We start from the raw sequence: 13794 nt of genomic DNA, 5'->3' as shown, positions 1-13794 counted from the left end.
TTTGTGATTGCTAGAGATATCTCGCGTATTCAAATATCATTTTTAAATGCGTCGTCTAAATTATTTTTCATAAAATAAAGGATCATCCATATTAGTCCTGACTAATATGGATGATCCTTTGTATCTCTTACAAACTGCCCGTTTAGCTAAGCAGAAAACTTAATCAATCTAAAAAAATAAGTGGGGTGGGATACTTTGTTAAGATTTATAATTTCACCTTTTTATTTCTATTTTCACTTTTCAAGTGCTTTAACTAATTCTTCTCCCATGAGTTCAGAAGAGAATGGGTCCCGGCTTGTTACAATTTGATTGTCTGCCCATACAGCATGAGCTTTTTGGTTAAGATCACCTTTATCATAGTTTGCGATTTCTGCCATTTCTTGTTCAAGGCTGAATGGAAGAATATACAATAACCCTTCAGGTTCGATTTCATCCGGGTAACCCGTTACTTTCTTACCTGCAATAATACTTTCTCCATCAGGGCGTGTTGTCCAAATCAGTGGGGCTGGTCCATGACATTCCGCAGCGACTATTCCTTCATTATCATAAATCGTATTGATAATACGATGTAAATCCTCATTTTTTGCAAGGTCATACATCGCACCATGACCGCCAATAACTAAAACTACATCATAATCTGTTGGGTTTACCTCTGAAAGCTTTTGCGTTTCATCTGCTTTCCCTGATTCATACAGTTCCTTATACGTTCCTTCGGGGTCATATTCCTCACTAATACTTATTTGATCAATCTCAGGTTTTCCTCCAAGAGGTGAAGCTAAATCAACTAGATGACCGGACTTTTCCAGAATTTCCATCGGTGCAAATAATTCTTCGCCCCACCAACCTGTATGGTAATTATTTTCTTCATCTTTATATCCACTTGATAATACTGCTAACACTTTTGCCATTTTGTATTCCTCCTAAGCTGTCGAACTATCGTTTATCCCTAAGGTCTCAAAACCATTAATTTTTACATCAGGACTTATTACTTTTTCTGGTTTAAATTTTAATATTGACTGGAATAAGTTTGAAGTAATAAATAACCTCTTTCATAAACATTGCTTATTATGCACTAATGAAATTAAGATGATTCATAGTAACCTTGTAATGAGATTATTTCGCATTATATACCCCTAACAGTAAATTCGTCTAAAAAAATGCTTACACTATCAAACAACTACTTAAATTTGTAAAACTTCTGAAAATCATTTTATTTTGGACATACCACTTTATGCTTATGATCCAGGAAAAATTTGATCTGACTTATTTTGAAAGCAAGTGATGGGCATGCGATAAGCCAAGTTATCTAAGTTATCCCCAAAATCCTGTGGATAGCCTGTGTATAAGTTGTTGATTTTAGGTGATTTGGATAAATATTTGTTAAACTGAAGGAAACTACAGAGTATTTATAAGGAGGAGAAGGAATGGAACGGTTAAGTGAAAAGCAAATCAATAAGGAACTGGAGAACTTGCCTAATTGGAAACGTCTTGATGAGAAGTGGATTGAACGCAAATATCGCTTTAAAGACTTTTTAAATGGAGTACGGTTTGTTGATCAAATAGCTGAATACGCAGAAGAAAAACTGCATCACCCTTTTATTTCGATTGATTATAAAGTTGTAACAGTCAAAATTTCATCGTGGCAAATGAAGGGATTAACGGATTTGGATTTTGAGATGGTTAATCACTTTGACAAACTCTATGATGAGGCAGATAAATAAATTAACATAACATTTTGTCGATATTTCCCGGGAAATGACGAACCCCCTCTGCCTTTGGCTAGAGGGGTATTATAATAGAATCTAGGTTAAACCAATCATTTTAACAAAATCATCAATCTCTCCATAAAAGCGCTCGACACCATCTACATAGTAAAATGCAGATGCTGTTGTTTTATCTATTATGTCAGCAGAATAAATATAAACACGTTTTCCTAATGCAAGCGCAATTCCTAGCTCTGTATGGCTTCCTTTTCCACCAGGCAGCAAAAGAATGAAGAAGTCACAGTTAAGAACTGCTTCTTTTTCTAGTCTACCGATTCTACTGAGTTCTCTCTCAGTTGTTGCTCGCTGGTTCCTTGTCCAGTCATATATATGGTTATAACCCCTGGACTGGAGCTTTTGAGTAACATATTGTACTTGCGTCTTATTTGCAAATCCTGAGGCCACATAAAAATTCATCGGTTACGGCTCTCCCATTCACTCGCGAGCATTCCATAAATAACATGGTCCACATAGTGATCGTATAACCACTCTGCCTGCCGTATTTGTCCTTCTTTTACAAAACCTAACCTTTCAGGAATTGCTCTGCTTCGCTTATTTTCATAAGCAGCACGAATTTCTACGCGGTTCATTTCGAGCGTATGGAATGCATAATCGATCAAGCCACTTGTAGCACGTGTCATAATCCCAAGGCCTTGGTAATTCGTTCCGAGCCAATATCCAATAGTAGCAATTCGGTTTCGCCAACTAAAATTATTAATCCCAACCACACCAGCAAGTGATCCCTTGTAAAAAATTCCTGTTGTCATTCCTTTTTTCTCACCATAGTTATTCAAAGTGGAATCAATGAATTCTTTAGAATCAGCAACTGTCGTTGTGTTATCTACCCATGCGAGCCATTCCCGCAATGAATCCCGTGAAGTATCGGTTAATCGGAATAGAGATTCTGCATTATTGTTATCCAGGAATTTCAAGGTAATATCTTCATCTACTTCATAAAAGAACATTTGGATCACTCCTCCTGTAACGGTTTAAAAAATATTCTATCATAAACATACGTGCTTTTCTTTAAAAATTAAAAGAGATATAGAATAAAATTCGAACTATGATTCAAAATTCTTGAGGTAGAATTCAAATTAGTTCGAATTTATTTTAGATACTTAGATATAAAATGCGAACTAACATGGAAAAATAGCTGAGTGCTATGACACCGCTTCGGAAATACACTTCGCACACCTAGGGCAACGCTTCAGCTTCCTCGGAAGCAAAAACCGCTTCCTGTGGGATCTTTAGCTGTTGCTTCGACGAACAGGACGTTCTAGTACCGGCGTTGGTCACAGGACGTGACCGGTTTTAGCCGGTGACCCGCAGGAGCCTTCGTGAATTTCCTCCGCTGGGTTTTGCTCCTAGAACTTAAAAAACAAGATTTTATTAACGGGTTCCGTTTCCTATTACAAACATTGAAAATGTAATGTAAAATGACTATCAAATTGTATGCTAATTTGATGGAACAATAGCCAGTGTAAGTCCACATTTTAACCTACAAATCCGTATGCAAATTGACACACATAAAATTACCAATAAATTGGAAGTTATTTTATCTTCGCTTGATTTTACAAGGTATTTAGAATATTTATGTTAAAATAAATGCAGAGATTGTGAACCAGTACACTTAAACTAACGCAGCAGGATAGTGGAATAACCATTTTACATTTTTCCTGAGATACTCTGGTGTTATATAGAGAAAAAGCTGCATATAAAGTATCAGTAATGTTAGGAGAACTAATATGCTAAAGACATTATCATTTATCGCTGATAGATTAAATAACAAGAAAATTATTTGGGGAGTTGGCGGTTCGCTTCTACTTAATTTTTATAAATTAATTGATAAACCAAATGATATAGATATTTTAGTGGACGAAGCGAATGCTACCCAGTTAAATGAAGAGATGTCATCCATTGGGAGACCGAAAGAAGCAATCCGTTCTAACCCATTTCGTACAACATATTTCTCTAAATACAGTATTAATGAAATTGATATTGATATAATGGGTGGATTTGCAATACAACATAAGGAAGGGGTTTATAAATTATCATTTAAACAGGAATCTATCGTAGCCCATAAAAAAATAAATGGGTTGGATATCCCTTTATGTTCACTCGAAGATTGGTATATCTTATACTTGTTAATTCCAAACAAACAAGAAAAAGCAATCCTTATTGAAAATTATTTAAGAACCAATGGTGTAAAATATCCACGATTGTTAGAAGAAGCACTGAAACAGTCCTTGCCACTTGAAGTGAAAGGAAGGGTAAAAGGTTTATTAAGCTAACGGGCGCCTTATGTCAGTCATTTTGGTAGCGATGTTGAAAAGGATATTTATTTAGTGTGTTTTTCTGTTTAATAGTGAAGATTTGAGGGTGGAAAGATGACCAATTTTAAAAAAGGATATACATTAAATTTATTATCAGTATTAATGATGGCAGTTGGTCCGTTATTATCAAAGTTTGGGCTTTTGCATATCTCACCATCCAAGGCTGCAATTATTAATACAATTGCAATTATTTCTGCCAGTTATTTGTGGGGGATAGTGACGAAAAAAACTGTTTCATTTTACTTTGAAAAAGAAATTATTTTGTTGGCTGTATTTAATTCCTTGGGCGTAATTTTTTTGTTTATCAGTATGGATTTGCTATCACCAGTTCAGGTTGGGTTTCTTGGTAGATTTTATACTGTATTTGCTGTGGTTTTATCCGTTCTAATATTAGGTGAGAGAATGTCAAAAAGTGAAATTGCATTTATCATTCTGGCAATCTTAGGTACGTTTATGTTTGTCAATAAAGGTGGGGTAGGTAACTCGACATTATTAGGAAGTCTATTTGCTCTTTTATATACATTCTTTTTTGCATTGACTAACATTTTTATTAAGAAAACTCTCTCTAAAGATAAAAACTCAAATTCTATATTATTTACAAACAATTCTATCACGCTGATTTTTGTCTTGATTTATGCAGTATTAGTTGGTGATTTATTTGATGGTAATTATTCGTATAAGGGCATATCATTAATTATTTTATCCTCAGTTATAACTGGATTTATTGGAACAATTTTATTATATGAAGCACTTAAATATTTGCGCTTTTCTATTGCCAACGTTACTAGGGCGTTTAGCCCTGTTATACTTGCAGTAATTTCATTTCCGTTTTTCCCTATCGAATTAACTGTCCTTAATATTATTGGAGCCATCCTCTTGGTAGTATCTATTTTATTACTTTCATTGGGAGATAATAAAAAACATAGAGAAACTGAAAACCAACCATCTTGATTAAATACTCTTCAACTAACGGGTGCCGCTCGACAAGTTCTGTTATAAGCGCTCTTAACGTGAAAGACAGAAGATAATCATAGATTAATCTTAACTTTATAACCAAGAATGGGAATGATAGAACCATGTTTCTTGAAACCATTCCGTCAATACTCCTGCATGCGCCTCGACTGACAGGTCAAGGGGTTTGAAGTACAGGTAGATTCGGCAGAATGGAGGCTGAAGCCATTCCTTCGGAAAAGGTATGCCAACAGATATGCCGCACGGCTGAAAAACTAGATATGGTGAGAATTGTTCTACTGCAAAAGAACTGACGAATAACCGAAGGTAAGGGTCTAAAGTTTGAACATAAGGAAACTTATGGACCATCCAACGATGGTGTGAGTGGTGTAGAGTAAAAATGCACCCTATGAAACACGCTATACCGAACAATTGGCGGTATCCAGCTCACAGGCTTAAAGGTTACACCTACGTCTAGAAACGATAGCTAGGTTATAAGGGACTTGGAAAACAAGGAACGTTGCAATAAGGACTGTCATCCTAAACGGTTGCTATAAGGTAAAACGAATTGCATTTATCCTTGTGAGGGTAGGGGCATGACTAATGAACCTCTTGTAATGAGAGTGGAGGAATAGCCCCAAGTCTAAGGATATGGAATAATTATTTTTCAAAAGTGTATTGCACCGATCGGGTAGGAATGTGGGAACATTAACTCCTAAAGGAGTGATGCCACAGTGCAAACTTTACGATATTGGGATTACTACGGCATGACCGAGACTTTTACGAAATTATATGATGAATCATCCAAACAAAAGTCCTTTTCACAGTTGTACGATATTATAACATCAAGAGAAAACATCTTACTGTCCTATCGGATAATAAAGTCTAATAAAGGTTCCAACACTCCTGGTGCAGATAGAAAAACCATAAAAGATATTCAAAAGCTATCTGAGGATGAACTGGTAGAAGAAATTAGAAGCAAGTTGAAGCATTATCATCCCAAGAAAATAAGAAGGAAGCTTATTGAAAAAGAAAATGGTAAATCGAGACCACTTGGAATTCCTTGTATTGTAGATAGAATTATACAACAATGTTTTAGGCAAATTGTCGAACCTATTACCGAAGCGAAGTTTTATAAGCATAGCTACGGCTTCAGACCACTTAGGTCAGACTGCCCAAAGATGGTTTCATGCTGTAAGACTATATATAAAACAACGTCTGAGACTAGATATTTCTCCAGAGAAGTCACAAGTTATAAATCTGCGAAAGCGAGAGTCTGAATTTCTTGGATTCACGATTCGTGCGAATCGAAAAGGGAAAAAGAGAGTAGCACATACAGGTATTAAACCTAACAAGAAGCGAAAAATCAAGGCTGAAGCTAAGAAACAAATTCAAAGAATTAAAGCCTCTCCTACCGCTCAAAATGCACTTCTTTTTAATAGTTTTGTTTTAGGAATTCATAATTACTTTAATCGAGCAACACATGTAAACATCGAGTTCTCACGTCTTGCCTATGAGTTGCAAGCATTTATATATAATCGTCTTAAACCAGTTGGGAAATATGAACATCCTACAAACCCACCACCAACTTATAAAAAGTTTTATAGTTTGGGTTTCAAAACATTTAAAATAGCAAATGTGTATCTATTTCCTCTCGCTAATGTAAAAACGAGAAATGCTATGAACTTTAGCCAAGCTCTTACACCTTTTACTAATGCGGGAAGAGAGAAGATACATAAAACGCTTCGTTCAGATATTCAACAGGAGATTTCGCAACTGATGAAATCTAAACTCCCGACACGAAGTGTCGAGTATATGGATAATCGAATAAGTCGGTACAGTATGAAAATGGGCAAATGCGAAATTACTGGCATGTTTCTATCCGCTAGCGAAGTTCACTGCCACCATTACATTCCGACACATCTCGGAGGAAGCGATAAATTTAGCAATTTACGTATCCTGCACAAAGAAATACACAAATTTATCCATCAAACAGACACAACGACGATTGACTCGCTCAAAAATAATCTTGGAATCACTGAACTTATGGTTCAGAAGATAAATCAATACCGTCAGCAATGTGGTATGGAACCAAGTATATAATCTCGATTGTATGAGTAACTAGGAACTTATAATTTAGTACATATCTTTAGATGGAACGCGGGGTGCTGGGAAACTAGCACGCTCCGTGTGGAGCAGGGGAAAAGCTGGAGATAATCTCAAATGCTTACCTATTGCTGACTTTCCTTGAATAAGGAATTGCATCCTTGTTCAGCTGTAGTAGCAGGATTTATAGAACAATAGGTTGATGTTATTAAGTAAGATAAACTAAACAAGTGAGAGGATGGATACAGTTAATGTTATTTGGAGGTGTTGGTATTGGCTCGTTGTACTAATTGTAATTATAAATGGAAAGCAAGAGATGTTTTAACAGTTGGATTATCCAAGAATGGGAAGGATTGTTCTAATTGTGGTGACAGACAATATGTTTCTGCTAAAACCCAAAGAATATTAACTTTAGGATATCTAAGCCTTATTTTTTAGCCATTGTTTCCGTTTATAATCAAGTTTAGCAATAAAAATGAAACAATGTTGGACTAGCTTATTGGTGCTCTAATATTGGTGGTTAGCAAGTTCGTATAGTATGAACAAAAACGCATTGCTCTAGTGTCGCTAACGGGTGCGTTAGTTCAAGAAGCAGTTGAAAATAAATAGATGAAAAATCTCAGTTCAGTGAACTGAGATTTTTAACTTTTAATTACAAATAACACTACAAGTACGATGCAAATAGTTATAGTTTACTTCTCAGTTTATACCTACCACGTATTAGATCCAACCATTGAAAATGAAATTCTATTCATATTCATCCTTAAAGTGGAAGGTTTTATATGTCCCAGCCTCTTCCTTTTAATCTATGAAGCTGTTCACGCCCACCACATCTCTCCAACAGACTCTTTCACCATAACAGGCTTCAGGTTCTCGACAGCTTTGGTGAACCCTTCATCAATGGACATTAATCCATCCTCATGTTCAATGCTAACGACATAATCATAATCCATAAGACGTAGTGTACTGACAATGTCTGCCCATGTTTTGACGTCATGGCCAAAGCCAACTGTTCTGAAATACCATGCCCGATCACGCATTTCTGAGTAGTCAGTCATATCAGTGAGCCCATTTCGGTTCATGTTTTGCTGATCGATAATTGTATCTTTTGCATGGAAGTGATGGATCGCATTTTCACGTCCCAGAATTTTAATTGCCTCTACAGGATCAATACCCTGCCACCACATATGACTCGGGTCAAGGTTGGCACCAATTGCAGGACCACATGCTTCACGTAAACGCAGCATGTTACCTGGTGTATGGACCGAAAAACCACCATGCAATTCCAAACCGATTTTCACGTTATGTGCTTCTGCAAGATCATTTTTATCTTTCCAATATGGAATCAGTTTTTGTTCCCATTGCCATTTCAGTACTTCCTGAAAGTCATGTGGCCATGGGGTTACAGGCCAGTTTGGATACAGTGCTCCTTCATGGTCGCCAGGACAGCCTGAGAACGTATTTACAACTCGAACATCAAGCTTTGAGGCGAGACGTATTGTCTTGTTCAATAATTCATCTGCAGGCTCAGCAATTTTCTTTTGGGGATGAAGTGCATTACCATGACAGCTTAGTGCACTTATTTCTAAACCATATTCTCCAATCTTCTGTTTAAATTGCTGAAGCTTTGTCTCATCATTCAATAGTTCATCAACCTTGCAATGTGCATCCCCTGGGTATCCACCGGTACCTAACTCGATTGCTTCAAGTCCTTTTGAGGAAACATAATGTAACATATCATCAAAAGTCTTATCGGAGAATAATACTGTAAAAACACCTAATTTCAATGAAATGACCTCCTATAAATATAATTATCAGAATATACTGCCTTGTAATCCATTACATTACTAACATATATAATTTATCCTATGAAATCAATAGTTTTATAGAATTTAAATTTTTGTATTGACAGATAATTTGATATCGATTACTATAAAAATTGTAAACGATTTCAATGAAATAGTAAATTGATATGATGGGGAGTAGGACATACAAGATGGCGAACATCCAGCAGGTTGCTAAACAAGCAGGAGTTTCCGTAGCAACAGTGTCCAGAGTATTAAATGGGCAAAGTACGGTAACCGCTAAAACAAGAATTAAAGTAGAAGATGCAATTAAAAAATTAAATTATGAACCTAGTTTGCTGGGGAGAAACCTACGAAACTCGGAAAGTCGAATTCTTTTAATTCTAATACCTAAGATTGCAAATCCATTTTATTTGGACATAATTAATGGAATTGAAACTGCAGCATTAAGTCAAAATTACAATATTCTTTTATGTGAAACGGATTCGAATCCTGAGCGGGAGAATATTTACTTTGATCTGGTAAGGAAAAAAATGGCTGACGGAATCATTTCGATGGATCCGGCTGTTAACATTGATACTTTAACTGAACTGGCCGAGCGTCATGCAATTATCCAATGTAGCGAATACTCAGAAGACAGCGGAATACCATATGTAACAATTGATAATGAGGAAGCTGCATATCGAGCAGTAAAACATTTAATTAAAATTGGCCATGAAAATATTGCTTTAATAAATACAGATGAAAAATACTTATACGCACGACAACGTAAAGCAGGGTACAGAAAGGCATTGGAAGAACAGAACATACCGGTTAATGAAGACAATATTTATTACACACAGCATTTAGGATTTGAGTATGGTCAGCATGCAATGAAGAAAATATTAGGTTCAAAAAACCGACCGACAGCAGTGTTCGCAGTATCAGACTTATTAGCAATTGGGGCATTAAAGGAAATTAACAGCTATGGCCTAAGTGTACCTGAAGACATTGCAGTTGTAGGGTTTGATAAAATCGATTTTTCCAATATGACAAATCCAACACTGACAACAATCGCACAGCCAATGCACAGGATGGGCACGATAGCCGCGGAAATGCTGATTGATAAGATAAAAGGTGCGGATGTTGAAAGTATTATATTAGATCACGAACTAGTTATACGCGAATCTACCTCAGGATAAGGCAGCTAAGAGTAGCGCTCTGTTATTGAATAGTATTTTGATAATAGAGCGCTGGCCTTAGATGTTGATGTAATCGATTACATTAAGGGGAGCGTTTCAATAAAAAACTAAGGGGTGAAATTTGTTGAAAAAATTACTAGTTTTATGTTTGGCATTAGCAACGGTAATTAGTTTAGCAGCATGTAGTGAAGAAGGAAATAGTGAAAGCGGGGAAGATAGTCTTACAATTGGGATTTCATTACCATCAGCAACACATGGCTGGATGGGAGCACTAATTGATAACGCAGAAAATCAGGCAAAAGAAATCAAAGATAGTGAAGGCATTGATTATGTAATGACAAATGCAGCAGATCCAAATAAACAGGCAAATGATGTTGACGATTTAATCTCACAAGGCGTTGATGTTATTGTAATGCTTCCAATCGAGTCAGCAGCACTGTCACCAGTAGGACAGAAAGTAAAGGATGCTGGAATTCCATTAGTAATTGTCGATCGTGAACTTGAAAACGATGCAGCAACTGTTGTTGTTAAAGGTGACAACGAAGGAATCGGTGTGAACGCCGGTAAATATTTCATTGAACAGTTAGACGGGGAAGGCAAAGTTGTTGAAATAACAGGTCCTCCAAGCTCAGTAACAGAGCAGCGTGGTGCTGGATTTCAGGAAGCAATGGAAGGTGCAGAAGGAATTGAGGTAGTCGCTTCACAAAGTGGTGAGTTTTCAACTGAAACATCATTAGAGGTTATGTCAAATATTCTCCAGGCTCAGCCGGAAATTGACGCTGTATTCACGCAGGATGACGGAATGGCTCTTGGTGTCGTTCAGGCAATTAAAGAAGCAGGACGTGAAGATATCCAATTTGTAACTGGTGCAGGCGGAGCTAAAGGGGTATTCGAAAGCATTAGAGATGACGGTTTAATTTCAGCAACATTCCTTTATTCACCAACAATGGTTAGAGATGGTGTGAAAATTGCAGCAGATTTAGCACAAGGTGAAGATCCAGAAGAATCAATGGTGGTAAAAGAAGCAACGAAGGTTGTAAAAGATAATGTTGAAGAGTATTACAATCCAGATTCAAAATTCTAATAAAATATTAGGAAATACAGTATGTGTGAAAACCACTACTGTATTTCCTCTTTTCCTATAAAAGGAGAGAATTATACATGTCTGCAAATCCTTTCATGACCATGAAAAACATCAAAAAATCATTCAACAACGTCCCTGTATTAAAGGACGTTTCATTACAAGTGGAGCACGGTGAGATACATGCATTGCTTGGAGAAAATGGCGCCGGTAAATCAACCTTAATGAACATTTTGGGAGGAGTTCATCAACCTGACAATGGCACTATACAGATGAATGGAAATGCCGTTAAAATGACCAACCCTATTGTATCGCAGCACCAAGGGATAAGTTTTATTCATCAGGAACTTAACGTGGTCTCAGATCTCAGAGTTTATGAAAATATGTTTCTGGGGTCAGAACTTCGCAATAAAATGGGTTTTGTAAAAGTAGAAGAAATGTGCGATCAAACAAGAGATGTACTTGCCAAGTTAGGTGTTGACATTAATCCGAAAGAGTATGTACGAAATCTGGATACCTCGTATAAACAATTAATAGAAATTTCAAAGGCTCTACTACATAATTCCACACTTATTATTATGGATGAACCAACATCAGCATTAGCAGAACATGAAGTTGATCGGTTGTTCGAACTCATGAAAAATCTAAAAAAATCAGGTGTTTCAATTATTTATATTTCCCACAAACTGAAAGAAATAAAAGAAGTTTGTGATCGCTATACAGTACTTCGTGACGGGGAATTGGTGGGCAGTGGAAGTATGGAAAATGAAAACCTGGATACAATCACCAACCTGATGGTAGGAAAATCAGTATCTGAGGACCGGTTTGTACAAGATCATGATTTTGGGCCGGAAGCATTAGAAGTGAACAACTTAACAGATAAAGATTTCTTTAAGAATATTAGTTTTACTGTTCAAAAAGGTGAGATTGCCGGTTTCACAGGGTTAGCTGGCGACGGCAGAACAGAGTTGTTTGAAAGTCTGTTTGGTTATCGCAAAAAATACACCGGTGAAATAAAGATAAACGGCCAGGTGGTAAATATAAGTCATCCAAAAGATGCATTAAAGGCGGGATTGGGCCTTGTCCCAAAAGATCGGAAGGAAAATGCAATTATTAAAGATTTAAGTGTGGTTCATAATATGAGCTTATCCTCTATGGCACATTTTGAAAAAACAGGCTTTATCCAGGAAAAAGTGGAGAAGAGTAAGTTTCAATATTATAAAGACAAATTAAATATCAAAGTAGCTAATCCAGGAGTAACAATTGACAAGCTAAGCGGTGGTAACCAGCAAAAGGTTATAATAGCCAAATGGCTAGAGGTGAATACTGATATTATTATTTTCGATAACCCTACCCAAGGTATCGACGTAGGGGCTAAGCGGGAGATTTATCAGCATATTATAGATTTAGCTGAACAAGGAAAAGGCGTTATTATATTATCCTCGGAGGCACCTGAACTATTAAAGGTTTGTCATAATATACATGTCATGTACCAAGGTGAAATCACTGCGGAATTTAAAGGAGAAGAAGCAACAGAAGATGAAATCATGAGTTATGCAACTGGCTCGAAAAGGGAGGTCGTAACAATTGGCTAATACAGAACGAAAAGAAACCAATCATCAAACAAGTCCATCGAATACACCAAGTCGGCTTTCCTGGTTATGGTCGGAATACAGTGTAATAATTGCATTCCTGATTATATTTATAGCTGCATCGATAATGAGCCCAAGGTTTTTGGACATCAATAACCAGTTGAATATACTAATGCATGTTTCGATTATCGGAATTATTGCATTAGGGATGACCGTTGTTATGCTATCAGGAGGTATTGACTTATCAGTTGGTTCCGTCCTGGCACTAGTTGGTGTGATTACGGTAATAGCATTAAATGCATCAGGCAGTATTTTTGTGGCTGTATTGACTGCCTTTATAGTTGGATCATTCGCAGGACTACTCAATGGGTTAATGGTCGCCAAGGGAAAAATTGCCTCATTCATTGCCACGCTTGGGATGATGGCGGCAGCTCGTTCCATTGCATTATATATTGCCGATGGTGGAAGCATGTCCGGGGAAGTATCCGGATTTACAGCTATCGCGAATTCAGATTTGTGGATGATTGATTACCCGATTATTATATTCCTTATTATGACGGCACTTATATATATTTTAATGCATAAAACACGGTTCGGACGTTATGTATATGCTATTGGCAGTAATGAGAAAGCAGCTGTTTTATCAGCAATTCGTGTTGATCGTGTAAAGCTTGGCGTATACAGTCTAGCAGGTTTACTTGTCAGCGTGGCAGCAATAATTGAAACGTCACGTCTGAATTCAATTTCATCATCAAGTTCTGGCATGCTCTATGAATTAGATGCTATCGCTGCAGTTATCATCGGTGGAACTCGAATGACCGGAGGCAAGGGAAAAATCATTGGAACATTTTTTGGTGTGCTGATTCTGGGCATTCTCAATAATACAATGAACTTGATGAATGTTTCTCCACACCTTCAAGGACTAGTAAAAGGTTTAATTATAATTATAGCAGTAGTATTTCAAAAGAGAGAATAGGAGGCG

At 36.8% G+C, this 13794-nt stretch carries 12 protein-coding genes; 8 read left to right on the top strand and 4 right to left on the bottom strand.

Annotation, left to right across the window (positions count from 1 at the left end; genetic code table 11):
- Positions 1-233: 233 nt before the first annotated feature.
- Complete coding sequence (locus J2Z82_RS11435; protein WP_209480925.1) at positions 234-908, bottom strand: type 1 glutamine amidotransferase domain-containing protein; 675 nt, start codon at positions 906-908, stop codon at positions 234-236.
- 516 nt (positions 909-1424) lie between these two features.
- Between J2Z82_RS11435 and J2Z82_RS11430 the strand changes: the two genes are divergently transcribed.
- Complete coding sequence (locus J2Z82_RS11430; RefSeq protein ID WP_209480924.1) at positions 1425-1721, top strand: 4a-hydroxytetrahydrobiopterin dehydratase; 297 nt, start codon at positions 1425-1427, stop codon at positions 1719-1721.
- 81 nt (positions 1722-1802) lie between these two features.
- Here the strand turns inward: J2Z82_RS11430 and J2Z82_RS11425 are convergent, their stop codons facing one another.
- Entirely contained in the window at positions 1803-2180 is a 378-nt protein-coding gene (locus J2Z82_RS11425) for a nucleoside 2-deoxyribosyltransferase (RefSeq protein ID WP_209480923.1), read from the bottom strand.
- Positions 2177-2728: a GNAT family N-acetyltransferase gene (locus J2Z82_RS11420; RefSeq protein ID WP_209480922.1), complete on the bottom strand. Its 552-nt coding sequence runs from the start codon at positions 2726-2728 to the stop codon at positions 2177-2179. Before J2Z82_RS11420 ends, J2Z82_RS11425 begins: the two co-directional genes overlap by 4 nt.
- A 780-nt stretch (positions 2729-3508) precedes the next feature.
- Here J2Z82_RS11420 and J2Z82_RS11415 point away from each other — a divergent pair.
- The 3 genes from J2Z82_RS11415 to J2Z82_RS11405 all read left to right on the top strand — a co-directional run bounded on the left by J2Z82_RS11415 (position 3509) and on the right by J2Z82_RS11405 (position 7150).
- The gene (locus J2Z82_RS11415; RefSeq protein ID WP_209480921.1) at positions 3509-4054 is read left to right on the top strand and encodes a nucleotidyltransferase domain-containing protein; all 546 of its coding nucleotides are present in this window, start codon (positions 3509-3511) and stop codon (positions 4052-4054) included.
- Positions 4055-4150: 96 nt separating this feature from the next.
- Positions 4151-5047, top strand: a complete 897-nt coding sequence (locus J2Z82_RS11410; protein ID WP_209480920.1) for a DMT family transporter — start codon at positions 4151-4153, stop codon at positions 5045-5047.
- Positions 5048-6151: 1104 nt separating this feature from the next.
- Entirely contained in the window at positions 6152-7150 is a 999-nt protein-coding gene (locus J2Z82_RS11405) for a group II intron reverse transcriptase (RefSeq protein ID WP_390313654.1), read from the top strand.
- Positions 7151-7971: 821 nt separating this feature from the next.
- Here J2Z82_RS11405 and J2Z82_RS11400 read toward each other — a convergent pair.
- Positions 7972-8940, bottom strand: a complete 969-nt coding sequence (locus J2Z82_RS11400; RefSeq protein WP_209480919.1) for a sugar phosphate isomerase/epimerase family protein — start codon at positions 8938-8940, stop codon at positions 7972-7974.
- Positions 8941-9149: 209 nt separating this feature from the next.
- Here J2Z82_RS11400 and J2Z82_RS11395 point away from each other — a divergent pair, with 209 nt between their 5' ends.
- The 4 genes from J2Z82_RS11395 (at position 9150) to J2Z82_RS11380 (ending at position 13788) form a co-directional block, all read left to right on the top strand.
- Positions 9150-10139, top strand: a complete 990-nt coding sequence (locus J2Z82_RS11395; RefSeq protein ID WP_209480918.1) for a LacI family DNA-binding transcriptional regulator — start codon at positions 9150-9152, stop codon at positions 10137-10139.
- A gap of 124 nt (positions 10140-10263) precedes the next feature.
- On the top strand, positions 10264-11223 hold the full coding sequence (locus tag J2Z82_RS11390) for a substrate-binding domain-containing protein (protein ID WP_209480917.1): 960 nt from the start codon (positions 10264-10266) through the stop codon (positions 11221-11223).
- A gap of 77 nt (positions 11224-11300) precedes the next feature.
- A complete protein-coding gene (locus tag J2Z82_RS11385; protein WP_209480916.1) occupies positions 11301-12815 on the top strand; it encodes a sugar ABC transporter ATP-binding protein in 1515 nt (504 codons plus the stop codon).
- Positions 12808-13788 (top strand): ABC transporter permease, encoded by a 981-nt coding sequence (locus J2Z82_RS11380; protein ID WP_209480915.1) that lies wholly within the window; start codon positions 12808-12810, stop codon positions 13786-13788. The genes J2Z82_RS11385 and J2Z82_RS11380 overlap by 8 nt, the downstream gene beginning before the upstream one ends.
- The last annotated feature ends 6 nt before the right edge of the window (positions 13789-13794 follow it).

It is taken from the genome of Virgibacillus litoralis, from assembly GCF_017873675.1.
In the GTDB taxonomy this organism is placed as follows: Bacteria; Bacillota; Bacilli; order Bacillales; family Amphibacillaceae; genus Lentibacillus; species Lentibacillus litoralis.
This window is presented reverse-complemented; position numbering and strand designations above follow the sequence as displayed.